The sequence below is a fragment of the Streptomyces sp. NPDC049687 genome (assembly GCF_044465285.1).
GTDB lineage: Bacteria > Actinomycetota > Actinomycetes > Streptomycetales > Streptomycetaceae > Streptomyces.
Window position 1 is genome coordinate 91,125 of sequence record NZ_JBITLN010000014.1, and the last position, 17,569, is coordinate 108,693.

Genomic DNA, 17,569 nt, shown 5'->3' on the forward strand with positions numbered 1-17,569 from the left:
GATGACTCTCGCTCTGGCGCCGCCCCGCGCCCGGACCCTGTCGCCGGTACTGCCGGTCGTCGCCGTGGTCGCCCTGCTCGCCCTGCCCGTCTCCCCCGGCGGCGAGGGCGGCGCGGGACCGGCCGACGCGCTGTCCGCGCTCGTCGTCCTGTTCTGCGCGGTGCGGCTGCTACGGCAGCGGCGGCGCCCCCTGTCCCGTACGGCGGCCGTGGTCCTGGGCCTGCCGGTCGCCGGGCTGGCGCTGGCCGCGACGGGCGCGGCCTCCGCCGGGGAGGGACTGACCGGCCTGGGCCGCTATCTCCAGGTCTTCGTGCTGGTCCCGGCCGCCGTGCTGCTGCTGGTCCGGGACCGGTCCGACCTGCGGGTGCTGGCCTGGTCGTTCGTCGGGCTCGCGGGCTGGCAGGGCGCGGTCGGCGTGCACCAGTACGTCACCGGGACCGGCGCCTCCTACCAGGGCGAGACGATCCGCGCGGTCGGCACCTTCGGGCCGCAGGACGTGATGGGCATGGCGACGGTCGTGTCGTTCGGCCTGGTCTGCGCGGTGGGGCTGGCCCTGGGCCGGACCTCGGTACGGCGACGGGTGGTCGCCGCGGTCTCGGCGCTCGCCCTGCTCGTCCCCCTCGCCCTGTCCTTCAGCCGGGGCGCCTGGATCGCGACCGCCGTGACCTGCTCGGTCCAGCTCGTCCTGGCCGGGCTGCGGCGGGCGCTGAGGGTGGGCGCGGTGGTGGCCGCCGCCGGTGTGGTCCTGGTCGGCGGCTTCGGCGTCGGCTCGGCGATGCTCCAGGAGCGCATCAGCAGCATCACGCAGGTCACGGCCGCCCCCGACCAGTCGGTCACCGACCGGTACACGATGTGGGCGGCCGCGGTCGGCATGTGGCGGGAACAGCCGCTGACCGGCGTCGGGCTGAAGGGTTTCCCCGAACACCGGGACGCGCACGCCTCCCTCGCCCTGTCCTCCGGCAGTGACACCGACGGCGCGGGCTCCGGTTTCGTCAGGCAGCCGTTGCTGTCCCCGCACAACATGTACCTGCTGGTCCTGAGCGAGCAGGGCCTGATCGGGCTGCTCGCCCTCGCGGGGAGCTGGCTGGCGCTGCTGGTGTGCGGGCTGCGGAGCCTGTTCCGGGTGCGCTCCTCGAAGGCTCCGGGCCTCGACTGCGCCCTCGTCGCCTGCGGACTGCTGGTCTGGCAGCTCACCGACTTCATGTACGCCGACATCGGCGGCCCCTCGACCGTGCTGACCGCCGTCGTCCTCGGGGTGGTGGCCTGGTGGGCGCTGGTCGGCGGCGAGTCCGGGACGGCCGAGGCGGCTGAGGTCGCCCGGCACACCCGTGGGACCGGGGAGGCACGGACCCGATGAGGGGGACGCCTTCCCGGACGCCTCGACGCCCACCCCGGGCCGACGGCGGCGCGGCCGTGCCGTCGGCGCGGCCCGCCGCGCCGCCCGGGGAGGGCTCCGGCGAAGGCGAACCCGCCGAACTCCCCCCGGCCTCGGGGGGATTCCTCGCCAAGGCCGCTCTCGTCACCGCCGTGCTCTCCGTCGCGGGGTCCCTCCTCGGGCTGGTCCGCGACCAGGCGCTGGCCCGGCTGTTCGGGGCGGGCAGCGACACGGACGCCTTCCTCGTCGCGTGGACCGTGCCGGAGTTCGCGGCCACCCTGCTCATCGAGGACGGTCTGGCGTTCGCGCTGATCCCGGCGTTCAGCATGGCGCTGGCCCGCCGCTCCCAGGGCGCCCCCGGCGACCCCGTACGCGCCCTGGTCGCCGGGACGCTCCCGCGCCTGTCGCTGGCGTTCGCCGCGGTCGGCGCCCTGCTCGTCGCCATCGCCCCCCAGCTGGTCGGGGCCCTCGCTCCCGGTCTGCCCGACCCGGCGCTCGCCGTCGGCTGCACCCGGCTGACCGCCACCTGTGCGGTGAGCTTCGGACTCGCCGGCTACTGCAGTGCCGCCCTGCGCGCGCACCGGCGGTTCGTGGCGCCCGCGTCGATCTACGTGGCGTACAACGTCGGCATCATCACCGGGATGTTCGCGCTCGGCGGGCAGTGGGGGGTGCGCTCGGCGGCGGCCGGGGTGGCGGTCGGCGGGTGCCTGATGGTCGTCGTACAACTCCCGTCCCTGTTACGGCAGTTGAAGAAGCGCGCTGCCGGGGAGACAGCGGAGGACGAGGCGGCGGGGGAAGAGCCGCGTCCGCTCGACACCGCGCTGTTGGTGACCGTGCTCCTCTTCGCCCTCTGCCGCCAGTCCCAGGTCCTCATCGAGCGGTTCCTGGCCTCGAACCTGCCCTCCGGGGCGATCTCGCACCTCAACTACGCGCAGAAGGTCGCGCAGATGCCGATGATCCTGTCGGTGATGGTGTGCACGGTCACCTTCCCGGTGGTCGCACGGGCGCTGGCCGAGGGGGACACCGAACGGGCCAGGACCCGGGTGGAGCGGGACCTGTCGCTGGCCGCGTGCATCGTGCTGCTCGGCACCGCCGCCGTGGTGGCCTGCGCACCGCAGATCATCGAAGTCCTCTTCCAGCGGGGGGCGTTCACCGCGCGGGACACGGCGGCGACGGCCGGGGTGATGCGGGTGTACGCGCTCGGGCTGCTCGGCCAGACCCTGACCGGCGTTCTCGTCCGCTCCTACTTCTCGGGGGGCCGCGGCCGCTGGTACCCCGTGGGCGCGATGGCCACCGGCATCGTCGTGACCGCCTGCGCCGGCGCGCCGGCGGTGGGCTCCTGGGGTGTGTACGGGATCGCCGCCGCCAACGCGGCCGGTATCACCGTCACCGCGCTGACCCTGCTGGCCGGGACGGGCCCGCGCAGCGTCCCGATCCGTACCCGGCGTGTGCTGGCCGAGCTGAGCCGGCCGGTGCTGGCGGCCCTGGTGGCGACCCCGGCCGGGATCCTCGTCGCCGGCCGGTTCGCCGGCACCCTCTCCGGACTCGTCGCCGGGGGGCTCACCGTGACCGTCGTCTTCGTCCTGCTCGGCCGGGCCCTGGGCGTCCAGGGCATCGCCCGCGCACTCCGTTCCGTACGTTCCGCGACCCGAAGGCTCTCCCATGGCCGAACCTGACACCAACAGACGCAGCACCGTCCCCTGGGTGGCGATGTACCACTCCGTGGCCGACTGCACCGACGACCCGTACCGCGTCACGGTCACGCCGGAGCGGCTGGACCGGCAGCTGACCTGGCTGACCCGCAGGGGTCTCAGGGGCGTCTCCATGGCCGAACTGCTCGCCGCCCCCACCCGTGGGGGCCTCGTCGGCCTCACCTTCGACGACGGGTACGCCGACTTCCTCACCGGCGCGCTGCCCGTGCTGCGCCGCCACGGCTGCACGGCCACCCTGTTCGTGCTGCCCGGCCGGCTCGGCGGCGACAACTCCTGGGACCCGCTCGGCCCGCGCAAACCGCTGCTCACCGCCGACGGCCTGCGGCAGGCCGCCGCCGAGGGGGTCGAGATCGGCTCGCACGGCCTCACCCACGTCGACCTCACCCGCGCCGACGACCTCACCCTGAAGGCGGAGACCGTCGACAGCCGCACCGCCCTCGCCGAGCTGCTGGGCACCGCCCCCGCCGGCTTCTGCTACCCCTACGGGACGATCGACCGGCGGGCCGTGGACGCCGTACGGGACGCCGGATACACCTACGCCTGCGCGATCGACCCGGGCCCGCTCACCGGCCCGCACGCCTTCCCGCGCGTCCACATCGGCCAGAACGACACCTCCGCGCGCCTCTTCCTCAAGTACCGGCTGCACTCGCTGCGCCGCCGTCCCGTCGAGGGGATGCGGTGAAGGTCCTGCACATCATCACCGGGCTCGGGGTGGGCGGCGCCGAGCAGCAACTGCGGCTGTTGCTGCGGCACCTGCCGATCGAGTGCGAGGTGGTGACGCTGACGAACCCGGGCTCGGTGGCGGACGGCCTCAGGGCCGACGGGGTCCGGGTCACCGACCTCGGCATGAGCGGCAACCGTGATCTGGCCGCGCTCCCCCGTCTGGTCCGGCTCATCCGCTCCGGCGGTTACGACCTCGTCCACACCCACCTCTACCGCGCCTGTGTCTACGGCCGCCCCGCGGCGCGTCTCGCGGGGGTGCGGGCGATCGTCGCGACCGAACACTCCCTCGGCGAATCCCAGTTGGAAGGCCGCAGGCTCTCCGCCGGGGTCCGCGCGCTCTACCTCGCCAGTGAGCGGCTGGGCCGGGCCACGGTCGCCGTCTCCCCCGCGGTCGCCGGCCGACTGCGGGCCTGGGGCGTCCCGGGGTCCCGTATCGCGGTCGTCCCCAACGGCGTCGACCTGGCCCGCTTCCGCTTCGACCCGGCCGCCCGCCACCGCACCCGGGAACACCTCGGTCTGCCCCAGGACGCGTACGTCGTCGGCGGTATCGGCCGCCTCACCCCCGGCAAACGCTTCGACGTCGTCATCCGCGCCCTCGCCGAACTCCCCTCCGGCTGCCGCCTGTTGCTGGTCGGCTCGGGCCCGGAGGAGGACGTGCTGCGGCGCACCGCGCACGAGGCGGGGGTCGCGGACCGTGTCCTGTTCACCGGCGAACGCCCCTGCGTCCCCGACGGCACCCCCGGCCCCGACCTGCCCTCCCTCGCCTGCGCGATGGACGTGCTCGCCTCCCCCTCCCCCGAGGAGACCTTCGGCCTGGCGGTGGTGGAGGCGCTGGCGTGCGGGCTGCCCGTCCTCTACGCCTCCTGCCCGGCGCTGGACCATCTCCCCGCGCCCGGCGCCCGTCACGTCACCGGCGGCACCGAGGCGTTCGTCCGCGCGCTCACCGAGGCCCGCGCCACGCCCACCGGCCCGCGCACCGCGCCCGACGCGGCCCACCACTACGACATCGCCCGCAGCGCCGCCCACCTCATGGACGTGTACGCGGCCGCCGTCACCGGGCGCCCGTCGCCGTCCGCCGCTGCTTCCTCCTCCGCCTGTCCGACACCCCAGAGAGTCAGTTCCCGATGACCGAGCACCCTCGCCCTCCCGCCTCCCCCCGCCGCACCAGGACGCTTCCGCCCTGGTCCCTGCTGGCCGCCGGGGCCGTCGCGGGCGGCCTCATCGGCGGCGCGTACGGTGCCCTGAAGCCGCCCGTGTACACCGCCACCGCCTACGTCGTCGCCGTCCCCACCGAGAAGTCCGACCCGGCGTCCGCGCTGGGCTTCGCACAGGCCTACGGACGGGTCGCGACACAGCTCGCGGTGCTCGGGGACGCCCAGGTGGCGGCGGGTGTGCCGGCGCGCACGCTCCAGCGCCATGTGCAGACGGCGACGTCCCCGGACGCCCCGATGGTGTCGATCACGGCCACCGCCCCGCGCGCCGACCTGGCCGCCGACATGGCCAACGCGGTCTCCCGTGCGCTGACCGCGCACGCCGAGAGCAGCCGGAAGACCACCAAGGTGGAGCTCCAGCAGTTCGCCCGCGCGGTCCGGCCCACCGACCCGTCCTCGGCCTCCCCGGCGCTGACCGGCCCGGTGGGGGCGAGCGCGGGCGGACTGCTCGGGGGTCTGGCGCTGCTGGCGCGGCCGAGGCGGGACCGCGAGCAGCCGGACGTCCCGGTCGCCGTACCGGGTCCGGCGCACGCCGCGGACCTCGGTGGAGCGCTGTGAAACCGCCGTACACGACGGAACTCGTCACCGACGAGCAGACCTTCGCCGGCCTCGCCCCCGCCTGGGGCCGCCTCTACCAGCGGTGCGCGACGGCCACCCCGTTCCAGAGCCACGCCTGGCTGCACTCGTGGTGGCTGTCGTACGGCAGACGCGGCCGGCTGCGCCTGCTCGTGGTCCGCGACGGGGTCGAACTCGTCGCCGTCGCCCCGCTGATGGCCGTACACCGGCCGGTGCCCGCGCTCGTCCCGCTCGGCGGGGCGATCTCCGACTACGGCGATGTCCTCGTGGACGACGAGCACACCGAACGGGCCGTCGCCGCGCTCACCGAGGGGCTCGCCGCGGCCGCCCGCACCGCGCTGATCGACTTCCGCGAGGTACGGCCGGGCGGCGCTGTCGAGCAGGTCTACGAACGCTGGTGCGGACCGCGCCGGCAGGTGGGTGACTCGGTCTGCCTGGAGCTGCCGGCCGTCCCCATGGACGAGCTGGTCGCCCGGCTGCCGTCGGCGAAGGCCCAGCGGGTGCGCGCCAAGCTGCGCAAACTGACCGCGCTGGGCGTGCAGCGGCAGGCGGTACGCCCGGACGGGGTGGACGCGGCGCTGCACCGGCTGCTCGAACTGCACCGGCTGCAGTGGCAGGGGCGGAAGGTGACGGGCGAGCACCTGCGCCCGCGCTTCTGCGAGCATCTGGTGCGCTCGGTGGGGCCGATGGTGCGCTCCGGGGACGCGGTGGTCACCGAGTTCCGGCTCGACGACGACGTGGTGGCCGTCGACCTGACCCTGCTGTCGCGCCGGCTGGCGGGCGGTTACCTCTACGGCGCCCATCCGCGGCTGCGGGAGCGCAAGGCGGACGTGGCGGTCATGCTGCTGGACGCGTGCGCCGAGCACACCCGGGACGGCGGACGGGCCACGCTGAGCCTGCTGCGCGGCAACGAGCCGTACAAGCACCACTGGCGGCCCGAACCGGTCGTCAACCAGCGGCTGCTGCTGGCCCGGCGGCGCACCGCCCCGCTGCTGTCGGCGGTCGTCTACGACGTGGCCGCGCGGCGGCGGGGCAAGGAGTTGCTGCGGCGCTGGGAGCAGCGGAAGGAGCGTGACGGTGGCGGCGGGACCTGACGCGGGCCCGCCGCCACCGCACCACGGCTCACCGGCCCCGCGACCACCGGTCGAAGCGCAGACACAGCTTCCTGCCGAGCCAGCTCTCGACCCACCGGCCGAGATTCAGGGGCGAGCAGCCCGCCGAGGTCGCGGGCGCCGGGTGCGGGGTGGGTCCGGTCGGCTGGACGGAGGATGCCGGAGCCGTCGGCTGCGGCATCCGTTCGTCCGTACGGCCGGACAGGAGCGCGCGGTAGACCTCGGACGCCCGAGGGTTGCCCGAGCACTGCCACACGCCGTGCGGGCAGTAGTCGGTCAGCGTGTTGTAGAGGGGCTTGTGCTCCTCCATCCAGCCGAGCATGCGCCGCATGTACTCCGGGTTGTCGCCGTTGCGGAAGAGCCCCCACTCCGGGTACGAGACGGGCTTGCCGTGGGCTTTGGCGAAGTCGACGTGGGCCTGGAGTCCGAAGGGCTCCCCCACCTGCTCGTCGAAGGTCAGGCCGGACGGCTGGTCGTAGGAGTCCATGCCGATGATGTCGACCGTGTCGTCCCCCGGATAGCACTCCGTCCAGGGAACGGCGTCCTTGCCCCGGGTCGGCGTGAAGTCGAAGCGGAACCTCTGGCCCGGCACCGCGCGCATGGTGGTGACGATCCGGTTCCAGTACGCCTTCCAGGCCTGCGGGTCGGGTCCGCAGCGGTGGGTGTAGGTGTCGCCGTTCATCTCCCAGCCGAGCACGATCACCGTGTCCGGCACCCGGAGCGCGACCAGCCGCTCGGCGAGGGCCCGGAAGTGCTGGTCGAACTCCCCGGCCGCGCCCCTCTGGAGCAGCTCGCGCACCTCGGGATCGGAGACGCCCTCCTCGTTGCGCTCCAGCATGGGCACGTTGAGGACGAGCATCCGGTCGGCCTTCTCGCGCCGCCAGCCCGCCCACACGTCGAGGTAGCCGGGCGGGCCCTCGATGTTCCGCCACCGGTCTCCCGGCAGGTAGGTGTGCCCGACCCGCAGTTCGGCCCCGCCCAGCCACGCGCTGAGCTGGGCGATCCGGGCCACACCCGGGGCACCGTAGTCGAGGTAGGCGCCGAAGGCGGGGGCAGGGGTGAGGGCCGGGGCGGGCTTGGCGGGGGTCGGTGCGGCTTCCGGCGAGGCCATCGCGCTGGGGGCGTGCGAGGGCATCGCGCCGGGTGTCTGCGAGGGCGTCACGGCGGGCGCCTGCGAGGGCGTCACGGCGGATGTCTGCGGCGGCGTCACGGCAGGTGCCTGCGAGGGCGTCACGGCGGGTGTCCGCGGCGGCGTCACGCTCGGCATCGGGTCGGGCGAGGCCACGGCGAGTCCGGGTACGGACGCCAGCACCACCGACGCCACGGCCGATGCCGTCGCGACGGCGACGGCCGACCGCCGGGACCGGGCGGCGCGTCGCTGCTGTAAGGCCATGCCTGCTCCTTTCTCCACTTCACGGTGTCACGGGGGATGCGTAGTCATGACCGATATGTAGTCATATGAAAGTCACACCAAAAGGTATGTCGCCACCGCCGTTACGGCTTTCGAGTGCGCCGCTCGCCCATATCGGTGACCCGACACGAAACACCGGGAGAGAAAATTGCCCGTGTCGATGCTCGACACCCGCGTCCCCGCCGTCCTGCTGCGGATCGACCGGAACCCCTTTCACCACGGAACGCTGGGTGCCGTGCGCTCGCTCGGCCGGGCCGGAGTCGATGTGCACGTGGTCGCCGACTCGACGGGCAGTCCCGTCCGCGCCTCCCGTTTCGTACGCCAGTTGCATCCCCCGCCCCCGCCCGGCGCCGCGCCCGCCGACATCGCCTCCGTCCTGCTGCGGGTGGCCGCCCGCATCGAGCGGCCCGCCGTGCTGATCCCGATGGACGACGCGGGCGCGGTCGCCGTGAGCCGGCTGCGCGAGGAGCTGGCGCCCGCCTATCTGCTGCCGCAGCAGCCCGGCGCCGTGCCCGAACGGGTCGCGGACAAGTCCGAACTGGCCGGACTGTGCGCGGCGGCGGACGTGCCGCACCCCGAGACCGTGGTCCCGGAGAGCGCCGCCCAGGCCGCCGCCGCCGTCCGCCGGCTCGGGCTGCCGGTGGTGGCGAAGTGGAGCAGGCCCTGGCTGCTGCCGGCCGGCGCCGGACTGCGCAGCACGGTCGTCGTGCGTTCGGCCCACGAGGCCCAGGCACTCTTTCTGCGCGCCGAGGAAGCCGGCAGCCGTCTGCTGCTCCAGGCGTTCCTGCCGCCGGGCCCCGACCGCGACTGGTTCTTCCACGGGTACGCCGACCGCTCCGGGGCGCTGCGCGGCGGCGGTCCGGGCCGCAAGCTGTGCGCCTGGCCGCGCGGCGCCGGGCTGACGGCGGTGGGCGAGTGGACCGAGAACTCCCAGGTCCGCTCCCTCGCCGAACGGCTCACCGACGCCCTCGGCTACCGGGGCATCCTCGACCTCGACTTCCGCCGTTGCGGCAGCACCGGCGCCTACCACCTCCTCGACTTCAACCCGCGCCCCGGCGCCCAGTTCCGGCTCTTCGCCGACGCCGCGGGACTGGACGTCGTACGGGCGCAGCACCTGGACCTGACACACCGTCCGCTCCCGGCGGCGGCGCCGCTGCCCGGACGGACCTTCGTGGTGGAGAACTACGCGCCGCTCGCCGCCCTGCGCGCGGCCCCGCACGGCCGTGAACTGGCCTGGTACGCCGGTGACGACCCAGCCCCCGGTCGCGCGATGTGGCGCCTGTGGCGCGCGCATGTCACCCGACGCCTGCGGGACCGCCTGCCCCGGCCCGCCGCGACCGGCCCCCGACCGGACGAGGCGGCCCGCCGGGTGCCCTTGTCCTCCCCGGCTGCGCTGACGGAGACGACCGGCGACGAGAAGGCGAGCAGCCACTGACCTGCGGGTGCCGGACGCGGGAGCGTCCGGCACCCGGCGCGCTCACCTACGGGACGCGGACCGGCCTCTCCGGTACAGGAGGAGGCCACCCGCGATCAGCACGGCGCTGACACCCGAGGCGGCCAACAGGGCCTCAGTGCCGGTGTGGGACAGCTGCGGCGGCTGGTGGGACGGGTTGCTGTGCTGAGGGTGGGAGTGCGGCGGGGTGGTGTGAGGCGGGGTCGTGTGAGGTGGAGTGGTGTAGGGGGGGTCGGTGTGGGGCGGGGACGTGTGCGGGGGTGGGTCGGTGTGGGGCGGGGACGTGTGCGGGGGTGGGTCGGTGTGGGGCGGCCTGGTGTGCGGAGGCTTCGTGTGCGGGGGCTTCGTGTGGGGAGGTGGAGGCGTGTGGGGCGGGTGGCTCGTGTGCGGCGGGGTCGTATGGGGTGGGTGACTCGTGTGGGGTGGGGTCGAGTGGGATGGCCGGGTGGTGGGGGGCGGTGTCGTGTGCGGAGGCTTGGTCGGGGGCTTGGTCTCCTCGCCACCGTGCGGCGGACGTGTGCCGTGACTGGAGTCGTCGTCCCCGTGCGGCGGACGTGTGCCGTGACTGGAGTCGTCGTCCCCGTGCGGCGGACGTGTGCCGTGACTGGAGTCGTCGTCCCCGTGGTCGTTGCCGTGGCTTCCGTAGCCGTGGTCCCCGTGAGGGTGATCCCCGCGCCCGTGATCCTCGTGTCCGTGATCCCCGCGCCCGTGATCCTCGTGTCCGTGATCCCCGTGGCCGGAGCCGCCGTAGCCGGAGTCCTCGTCGCCGTACGACGAGTGGGTCGCGTCCGTGGCGCTCGACACCACCCGGGGCGAGTCCTTGTCCGTCCCGTTCGTGTGCGAGGCCGCGAGGGCGGCGCCACCGCACAGAGACAGGATGCTCGTCGCGGCGGCGGCCGTGACCATTCCCTTGCTCAGGGTCTGTCGCAATCTCGTTGTCTTCCTGCTCGAAGAAGTGGGAAAAGCCGGCCCCGGAACGCGCGAAAGCAGTCCCAGGGCCGGCCTCGGCCCAGCCGTCCGGCCGTCCGGCTGGAGTGACGTGGCGTCAGTCGTTGATGCAGAAGTTGCCGAAGGCCGGGTTCAGCAACCCGGAACCGAACGTGTTGCCGCACACGTTGACCTGGTTGTGCGTGACGAACTGGAGCACGTTTCCGGAGAGGAAGCCCCCGGAGCCGAACGTGAGGCCGTTGGCCTCCGCGTCGGCGAAGGCCGGAGTGGCGGCTCCGCCCAGGGCCAGCACCAGGCCCGCGACGACAGCAGCAGACTTCTTCATGAATTTTCCCTTCTCTGCGGCCATGCCTCGTTGACGGTCGAAACCGAGCGAGCACAATCGGATCGGCTCGCACCATGACCCGCAGGCTGCACACGAGAGATTGACGGGGAAATAAGCTTACGAACGCGTGCCGCCCGGGAATTCACTCGAATGTCTTCATATAAATGACACGTCTCGCCCATAGGAGAAGAAACGCTTCACCTGAGCAGTGGCCCATGAATTGACAAGGCATCAGAAAAAACTTGCGAAATGGGCCACAAGAGTGAAGGGGGGCAACCAAACACAGCCCGGACAGTTGGTCAGAGCGCTCCGATCGACGGGGTTTCCTCAGAAGGGACTAGCAAGTGATCAAGAAGGTACTGGCCACCGCCGCGGTCGCCGTTTCCGTCATCGGCGCCTCCGCCGTCGCCGCGGCTCCGGCGCTCGCCATCGGCAACGACAACGGCGCCACCTCCGCCAGCGGCAACGGCGCCAGCCAGTCGTTCGGCAACTCGGCCACCTTCGGCAACATGAGCCCGCAGCTGGCGCTCATCCAGGGTTCGCTGAACAAGCCCTGCATCGGCCTGCCGCTCAAGCTCAACACCACCACGGCCCCGGGCCCCGGCCCGCTGCTCCAGGACGTCCCGATCCTGTCGTCGTCGCAGAACCAGCAGTGCGTCGAGAACTCCACCCAGGCCAAGGGCGACGACCCGCTGTCGCACGTCCTGGACGACATCGCACTCCTCTCGGGCAACGGCGCGGCCAACCACTGAGCCACGCTTCCCCGTCTCCGCAGCGGGTCGCCGGTCCGGCGGCCCGCTGTTCGGCGTATGGCCGGGGGCGCGCACCTCCCGGCACCCCACGCGCTACGCCAATCGGGGCAAAATGCGCAACTCTCACCCGGGGTGGCGCGTTGACAATCATGCAGCTCCTCCCCTGGAGTCCGCCTTTCGAAAGGGAAAGAAACATGAAGAAGCTGTGGGCAACCGCGGCTGTCGCCGCGTCCCTGGCCGGTCTCGCGGTCGCCTCCGCGCCGCAGGCACTGGCCATCGGCGACGACACCGGCACCACGTCCGCCAGCGGCAACGGCGCCTCGCAGGAGTTCGGCAACTCGGCCACGTTCGGCGACATGAGCCCGCAGCTCTCGCTGATCCAGGGTTCGCTGAACAAGCCCTGCATCGGCCTGCCGGCCAAGCTCAACACCACCACGGCCCCGGGCCCCGGCCTGCTGCTCCAGGACGTCCCGATCCTGTCGTCGTCGCAGAACCAGCAGTGCGTCGAGAACAGCACCCAGGCCAAGGGCGACGACCCGCTGTCGCACATCCTGGACGACATCGCACTCCTCTCGGGCAACGGCGCGCAGAACGGCTGAGGCGCGGTCTGACGTACCGACGACGGCGGGTCACCGGTTCCCCGGTGACCCGCCGTCGCGTGTGTCAGCTGCCTGCCGGGGCCCAGAACCCCGAGATCTTCATGAGTCTTCTAGCCCCAGTCCAGGTCGCCCGTCCGGGCCGCCTGGTCGACGGCCTCCGCGAGATGCCGTACGTCCTCGTCCTCCGTCCGGTCCGCCAGGGCGTGGGCCCGCTCGGCCAGTTCGCCGAGGGACGGGGCGCCGGGCAGGGGGCGTTCCGCGTGGCGCAGATTGTCGGCGAAGTAGGCGGCGGTCGCCGTGACCTGGAAACGGACGGGTGCGGCGGACAGCGAGTCGTGCAGGGCGTCGGTCCTCAGCCGGCCCGAGGTCTCGTGCGGGGTGCGGCTGTCGGGGTCGAGCCAGCGGACGGTGGCGGTGGCGAGCGGGCCGTCGGCGCCGGGCTTGGTGCGGACGGCGTAGAGGGCGGTGACGGTGTGGCCGGGGCCGACCTCGCCGCCGTCGACCCGGTCGTCGCGGAAGTCGTCGTCGGCGACGCGGCGGTCGTCGTAGCCGACGAGGCGGAAGTCGGCGACCGTGTCGGGGTCGAAGGCGACCTGGGCCTTGGCGTCGCGGGCGGTCAGTTCGACGTTCTGCGGGAGGTCGGTGGAGAACACCTCGCGGGCGTCGTCCTCGCTGGACACATAGGTGGTGTGACCGTCGCCCTTGTCGGCGAGGCGCTCCATCAGGGCGTCGCCGTAGTCGCTGCCGACGCCGACGCCGAAGAGGGTGATGCCGTGTTCGCGGCGGGCGGTGTCGATGCGTTCCAGGATCGCGTCGGCGTCCGTCTCGCCGGTGTTGGCGAGGGCGTCGGAGACGAGGACGACCCGGTTGGTGGCGCCCTCGCGCAGTCCCTCGACGGCGGTGTCGTAGCCGGTCTCGACGCCGGCGGCGAGGTTGGTGGAGTCGGTCGGTTTCAGACTGTCGACGGCGTCGTGGACGCGGCCGCGGTGGTCGCCGAGGCGGGTCATCGGCAGGACGGTCCTGGCCGTGTCGCTGAAGGTGACGATCGCCACCGAGTCGTCGTCGCGGAGGCGGTCGGTCATCGTGTCGAGGGAGTGCCGGGCGAGGTCCAGCCGCCCGGGTTCGCTCATCGAGCCGGAGACGTCGATGACGAAGGTGAGGGCGGCGGGCGGGCGTTCGGCCTCCGGGGAGGCGGCGCGGGTGGCGAGGCCGACGCGGACCAGGGACCAGTTGTCGTCGCCGGTGCGGGCGCCGTCGACGGTGACCGAGAAGCCGTTGCCGTCGGGGCGGTCGTAGTCCTGGCGGAAGCTGTTGACGAACTCCTCGGGGCGGATCGTCGACGGGTCGGGCAGTTCGCCGTCGGCGAGGGTGCGGCGTGCGTAGCCGTAGGAGGCGGTGTCGACGTCGAGGGCGAAGGTGGAGAGGCGGTCGCCGCCGGCCTCGGCGTCCTCGTCGGCTCGGGGTGCGCTCGGTGCGGGGAAGGCCTCGCCGCGGTGGGCCGCTCCGTCGGAGGTGCTGCTCTCCCCGTCGGCACCGCAGCCGGTGAGAAGGAGTGCGGTGGCCGCCGTGAAGGCGAACAGGCGGGGTATCCGGTGGATTCTCATGTGCTCTGCCCCCTGCGTCGTCGATGTCTGTGACTGTGACGGGGCAGGGGGCCGGAACGTGCGGCACGGGGCGTTGCGGATGGGTCTCGAACAGGGCACGAGGACGGGCGTCCGAGACCGGGGGGTGATCCTCCGGTGACCTGGCGCTGCGGCAGGCAACGTTCGCCCCGTCGCAACGCCCGGCAGGCCCTCTCGCCGCACCGGGCACAACGTCGCCCGCCGCGGCACTAGGACACGATGTCCTTGCGGGCGAAACCGCGGAAGGCCAGGGCGAACAGTACGAGGGCGTACGTTATCGAGACCGCCGTGCCCTGGATCATGCCGGACCACTCGGGGGTGGGCTGGACGGCGTCGGCCCAGGCGAACTGCCAGTGCGCGGGCAGGAAGTCGCGCCAGTCGCCGAGGGCGGTGACGGCGTCCAGGACATTGCCGACGATGGTCAGGCCGACCGCGCCGCCGACCGCGCCGAGCGGGGCATCCGTCTTCGTCGACAGCCAGAACGCGAGGCCCGCGGTGACCAGTTGGGAGACGAAGAGGTACGCCACCACGACCACCAGCCGCTGCGCCGCCGTGCCCGAGTCGAGCGCGCCGCCGGTGGGGAGTCGCAGCGGGCCCCAGCCGTAGGCCGCCGTGCCGACGGCGAGGGCGACGACCGGCAGCAGGACCATCGCGGCCAGGCTGAGGCCGAGGCCGACGACGAGCTTGGACCAGAGGAGACGGGCGCGGGGCACGGGGGCGGCGAGCAGATAGCGCAGGGAGGACCAGCCGGCCTCCGAGGCGACCGTGTCCCCGCAGAACAGGGCGACCGGGATGACCAGCAGGAAGCCCGCCGAGACGAACAGGTTGACCGCGGCGAAGTTGCCGCCGGACGCGGTCGCCGTGTCCATCAGGGTCAGCTGGTTGTTGCGGCCGCCCGGCTCGCCGCCGACGGCGAAGGCGATGAGCAGGACGAACGGCAGGGCGGCGAGGATGCCGCCCATGACGATCGTGCGGCGGCGCTTGAGCTGGCGGACCAGTTCCACGTGCAGGGGCAGGGTGCGGCCCGCCTGGTAGCCGGAGGCGACCTCGGTGAGCGTGCTCATGCGGAACCTCCGATCAGGGTGAGGAAGGCGTCCTCCAGGCGGCGGTGCGGGCCGACCGACTGGACGGGCACGTCGAGGCGGACGAGTTCGGCGACCAGGCGCTGGGCGGTGCCGTCGGTGTCCAGGCGGACCAGCAGGCCGCCTTCGGTGGTGACGGCCGAGGCGATGCCGGACAGCGCGGCCACCTTCTCCACGACCGGCTCCTCCACGGGTGTGGCGGTGCCGACGAGGAGGGTGTCGCCGGAGCCGACGATCTCGCCGACCGGGCCCGCCTGGACGAGCATTCCCCGGTCCATGACCACGAGGTGGGTGCAGGACTGTTCGACCTCCGCCAGCAGGTGGCTGGAGACGATCACCGTGCGGCCGGCGGCGGCGTACCGGATCATCACCCCGCGCATCTCGCGGATCTGCGGCGGGTCGAGGCCGTTGGTCGGTTCGTCGAGGATCAGCAGGTCGGGCAGGCCGAGCATGGCCTGGGCGATCGCGAGGCGCTGGCGCATGCCCTGGGAGTACGTCCGTACCGCGCGGGCCAGGGCGTCGCCGAGGCCGGCGATCTCCAGGGCCTCGTCCATGTGGGCGTCCTCGGCGGGGCGGCCGGTGGCCCGCCAGTACAGCTCCAGGTTCTCCCGGCCGGTCAGGTGCGGCAGGAAGCCCGCTCCCTCGACGAAGGCGCCGACCCGGGAGAGGACGGCGGAGCCCGGGCGGATGGCGTGGCCGAAGACGCGTATCTCGCCGTCGTCGGGCTTGATCAGGCCCATCAGCATGCGCAGGGTGGTCGTCTTGCCGGCGCCGTTGGGGCCGAGGAGGCCGAGAACCTGGCCCTTCTCGACGCGGAAGGTCAGGTCACGGACGCTGTAGCGGTCGCCGCCCGCGTACTTCTTGCTCAGTCCGGCGATCTCGAGCGGGACCTCGGCCAGCTCCGGGTCGGGGGCGGGGGTGGCGGTGCGGCGGCGGGCCGTGAGCAGGAGGGCCAGGGCAGTGAGGGCGCCCACGAGGGGCAGCCACCAGACCCAGGAGGGCAGAGGGGCCGCCGCGGTGGTCACGCCGGGGGCGGTGGGCACCCTCAGATCGCCCTGCGAGCCGTCCTTCAGGGAGACGGTGTACGTCGCCGGGGCCGCCGGGGAGGCGTAGCCGAGGTCGGTGGAGGCGAGGACCAGGCGCAGGCGGTGGCCGTCCTCGATGTCGTGGTCGATGGCCGGAAGGGTGATCGTCACGTCCTGGCCGGTCTTGGCGCCCTCGACGCGGACCGGCGAGACCAGCTGGGAGGGCAGCTGCTGGGTGCCGTCGGGGCCGACGTCGTACACCTTGGCGAAGAGCACGGCGGTGTCGCTCGTGGACTTCACGTGGACGGTGACGGTCGGGGCTCCGGTGATCCGCAGTTCGCCGGTGATCGGAGCCGAGGTGAAGGAGGCGAACTGGCCGGGGAAGTCGAGCGACACCCCGACCCCGAACGCCGAGAGCCGGCCCAGCGTGGAGCCGCCCAGGCCGGGCAGTGCGGAGAGGGCGGGCGGGCTGGCTCCGGCGGGGTTGTCGAAGCTCTGCTCGCGTCCGGTCAGCGCGATCGTCCTGCGGTCGTTCCCCAGGCCGGGGTAGGTGTCCCCGTCGGCGCCGCGCAGCGGGATGGTCCCGTCGGTGGAGTCGACGCCTCCGGTGCGGGTGACGCGGAAGGCCGGGCCGGTGTCGACGCCCTCGTCGCCCTTGAGGTAGCGGTCGAACCAGGTGGTCACGCGGGCCTGCACCCGGCTGGTCTCCAGGTTGCCGCCGTCGTGGCCGCCCGCGATCCAGTCGACGTCCACGGGGGCGCCGTTGGCGCGGATCGCCTTCTCGGCGGCGTCGGACTGGGCGAGGGTGAAGAGGGAGTCGGCCTGGCCCTGGACCAGCAGGGTGGGCACCTTGATGCGGTCCGCGACGGCGGACGGGGAGCGCTCCTCGAGGAGTTCGCGGGCGGCGGCGTCGGGGGTGCCGGACTCGGCGACCCTGTTGTACATGGCGCACAGCGCGGGCTCGAACCGGTCGCAGCCGCCGCCGGTGTTGTAGAAGATGCCGGCCCACAGCTTCTTGAACACGCCGTCGGGGAACAGGGCGTCCGCGAGGTTCCAGTACGTGATCGCGGGGGCGATGGCGTCGACGCGGTCGTCGTGTCCGGCGGCGAGCAGGGAGATCGCGCCGCCGTAGGAGGCGCCGGTGACGCCGACCCGCGGGTCGCCCTTCTTGTCCAGCTGGACCTGCGGCTGCTCGGCGAGCCAGTCGATCAGTTTCGAGACGTCGGCGACCTCGCCGTCCGGATCGTTGAGGCCGATCTTGCCGGTGGACTTGCCGAAGCCGCGCGCCGACCAGGTCAGGACGGCGTACCCGTCGCGGGCGAGGTCCTCGGCCTGCTGTCGTACGTCGTTCTTGGTGCCGCCGAAGCCGTGGCCGAGGAGGACGGCGGGGCGGCGGCCGGAGGCACCGGAGGTGAAGTACGAGGTGTCCAGGCGAACGCCGTCCACGGACATCACCTTGTCCGTCCGGCGCACCTCGGGGCGGTCGTCGTCGGAGGCGACGGCCGTCCACGTACCGGCACCGGCGAGTACGACGACGGCGGCCGCTGCGGAGACGATCCGCCGCGGCCGCCGCAGTCCTCGCAGACCGGGCAGTCGAAGATCCATGCTTCAACGGTACGGGGTCAACCTGTCGGGGAGTTGTC

General features: G+C 73.2%; 14 protein-coding genes. 9 read left to right on the top strand and 5 right to left on the bottom strand.

Going from position 1 to position 17,569, the window contains the following annotated elements:
* The first annotated feature begins 1 nt into the window (after window position 1).
* From ACIBVL_RS34325 to ACIBVL_RS34350, 6 genes are read left to right on the top strand one after another with little or no spacing between them, the layout of a single operon-like run.
* Window positions 2-1,357: an O-antigen ligase family protein gene (locus ACIBVL_RS34325; RefSeq protein WP_399103518.1), complete on the top strand. Its 1,356-nt coding sequence runs from the start codon at window positions 2-4 to the stop codon at window positions 1,355-1,357.
* Complete coding sequence (gene murJ / locus ACIBVL_RS34330; RefSeq protein ID WP_399103520.1) at window positions 1,354-3,051, top strand: murein biosynthesis integral membrane protein MurJ; 1,698 nt, start codon at window positions 1,354-1,356, stop codon at window positions 3,049-3,051. Before ACIBVL_RS34325 ends, murJ begins: the two co-directional genes overlap by 4 nt.
* Window positions 3,038-3,769, top strand: a complete 732-nt coding sequence (locus ACIBVL_RS34335) for a polysaccharide deacetylase family protein (protein WP_399103522.1) — start codon at window positions 3,038-3,040, stop codon at window positions 3,767-3,769. Before murJ ends, ACIBVL_RS34335 begins: the two co-directional genes overlap by 14 nt.
* The gene (locus ACIBVL_RS34340; RefSeq protein WP_399103524.1) at window positions 3,766-4,938 is read left to right on the top strand and encodes a glycosyltransferase; all 1,173 of its coding nucleotides are present in this window, start codon (window positions 3,766-3,768) and stop codon (window positions 4,936-4,938) included. Before ACIBVL_RS34335 ends, ACIBVL_RS34340 begins: the two co-directional genes overlap by 4 nt.
* The gene (locus tag ACIBVL_RS34345) at window positions 4,935-5,579 is read left to right on the top strand and encodes a lipopolysaccharide biosynthesis protein (protein WP_399103526.1); all 645 of its coding nucleotides are present in this window, start codon (window positions 4,935-4,937) and stop codon (window positions 5,577-5,579) included. The genes ACIBVL_RS34340 and ACIBVL_RS34345 overlap by 4 nt, the downstream gene beginning before the upstream one ends.
* Window positions 5,576-6,691, top strand: coding sequence for a GNAT family N-acetyltransferase (locus tag ACIBVL_RS34350; protein WP_399103527.1), 1,116 nt, complete (start codon window positions 5,576-5,578; stop codon window positions 6,689-6,691). The genes ACIBVL_RS34345 and ACIBVL_RS34350 overlap by 4 nt, the downstream gene beginning before the upstream one ends.
* A gap of 28 nt (window positions 6,692-6,719) precedes the next feature.
* On the opposite strand, the gene ACIBVL_RS34355 is transcribed toward ACIBVL_RS34350, so the two are convergent.
* Entirely contained in the window at window positions 6,720-8,102 is a 1,383-nt protein-coding gene (locus ACIBVL_RS34355; protein ID WP_399103529.1) for a glycosyl hydrolase, read from the bottom strand.
* Window positions 8,103-8,274: 172 nt separating this feature from the next.
* Here ACIBVL_RS34355 and ACIBVL_RS34360 point away from each other — a divergent pair, with 172 nt between their 5' ends.
* The gene (locus tag ACIBVL_RS34360) at window positions 8,275-9,555 is read left to right on the top strand and encodes an ATP-grasp domain-containing protein (RefSeq protein WP_399103531.1); all 1,281 of its coding nucleotides are present in this window, start codon (window positions 8,275-8,277) and stop codon (window positions 9,553-9,555) included.
* Window positions 9,556-10,618: 1,063 nt separating this feature from the next.
* Here ACIBVL_RS34360 and ACIBVL_RS34365 read toward each other — a convergent pair.
* Entirely contained in the window at window positions 10,619-10,846 is a 228-nt protein-coding gene (locus ACIBVL_RS34365) for a chaplin (protein ID WP_399103533.1), read from the bottom strand.
* Between the two features lie 344 nt (window positions 10,847-11,190).
* Here ACIBVL_RS34365 and ACIBVL_RS34370 point away from each other — a divergent pair, with 344 nt between their 5' ends.
* Together ACIBVL_RS34370 and ACIBVL_RS34375 are read left to right on the top strand one after the other, a co-directional pair.
* Window positions 11,191-11,598, top strand: a complete 408-nt coding sequence (locus ACIBVL_RS34370; RefSeq protein ID WP_399103535.1) for a rodlin — start codon at window positions 11,191-11,193, stop codon at window positions 11,596-11,598.
* A 194-nt stretch (window positions 11,599-11,792) separates the two neighbouring features.
* The gene (locus ACIBVL_RS34375) at window positions 11,793-12,197 is read left to right on the top strand and encodes a rodlin (RefSeq protein WP_399103537.1); all 405 of its coding nucleotides are present in this window, start codon (window positions 11,793-11,795) and stop codon (window positions 12,195-12,197) included.
* 110 nt (window positions 12,198-12,307) lie between these two features.
* Here ACIBVL_RS34375 and ACIBVL_RS34380 read toward each other — a convergent pair whose 3' ends face one another.
* The 3 genes from ACIBVL_RS34380 to ACIBVL_RS34390 form a co-directional block, all read right to left on the bottom strand.
* Window positions 12,308-13,801: a von Willebrand factor type A domain-containing protein gene (locus ACIBVL_RS34380; RefSeq protein ID WP_399103539.1), complete on the bottom strand. Its 1,494-nt coding sequence runs from the start codon at window positions 13,799-13,801 to the stop codon at window positions 12,308-12,310.
* Between the two features lie 227 nt (window positions 13,802-14,028).
* Window positions 14,029-14,883 (bottom strand): ABC transporter permease, encoded by an 855-nt coding sequence (locus ACIBVL_RS34385; RefSeq protein WP_399103541.1) that lies wholly within the window; start codon window positions 14,881-14,883, stop codon window positions 14,029-14,031.
* The gene (locus ACIBVL_RS34390; protein WP_399103542.1) at window positions 14,880-17,531 is read right to left on the bottom strand and encodes a CocE/NonD family hydrolase; all 2,652 of its coding nucleotides are present in this window, start codon (window positions 17,529-17,531) and stop codon (window positions 14,880-14,882) included. Before ACIBVL_RS34390 ends, ACIBVL_RS34385 begins: the two co-directional genes overlap by 4 nt.
* Between the last annotated feature and the right edge of the window lie 38 nt (window positions 17,532-17,569).

Bases quoted from the DNA above. Each gene is read 5' to 3' on its own strand.
- ACIBVL_RS34325 (WP_399103518.1), top strand. From the start codon at position 2: ATGACTCTCGCTCTGGCGCCGCCCCGCGCCCGGACCCTGTCGCCGGTA.
- murJ (WP_399103520.1), top strand. From the start codon at position 1,354: ATGAGGGGGACGCCTTCCCGGACGCCTCGACGCCCACCCCGGGCCGAC.
- ACIBVL_RS34335 (WP_399103522.1), top strand. From the start codon at position 3,038: ATGGCCGAACCTGACACCAACAGACGCAGCACCGTCCCCTGGGTGGCG.
- ACIBVL_RS34345 (WP_399103526.1), top strand. From the start codon at position 4,935: ATGACCGAGCACCCTCGCCCTCCCGCCTCCCCCCGCCGCACCAGGACG.
- ACIBVL_RS34355 (WP_399103529.1), bottom strand. From the start codon at position 8,102: ATGGCCTTACAGCAGCGACGCGCCGCCCGGTCCCGGCGGTCGGCCGTC.
- ACIBVL_RS34365 (WP_399103533.1), bottom strand. From the start codon at position 10,846: ATGAAGAAGTCTGCTGCTGTCGTCGCGGGCCTGGTGCTGGCCCTGGGC.
- ACIBVL_RS34375 (WP_399103537.1), top strand. From the start codon at position 11,793: ATGAAGAAGCTGTGGGCAACCGCGGCTGTCGCCGCGTCCCTGGCCGGT.
- ACIBVL_RS34380 (WP_399103539.1), bottom strand. From the start codon at position 13,801: ATGAGAATCCACCGGATACCCCGCCTGTTCGCCTTCACGGCGGCCACC.
- ACIBVL_RS34385 (WP_399103541.1), bottom strand. From the start codon at position 14,883: ATGAGCACGCTCACCGAGGTCGCCTCCGGCTACCAGGCGGGCCGCACC.
- ACIBVL_RS34390 (WP_399103542.1), bottom strand. From the start codon at position 17,531: ATGGATCTTCGACTGCCCGGTCTGCGAGGACTGCGGCGGCCGCGGCGG.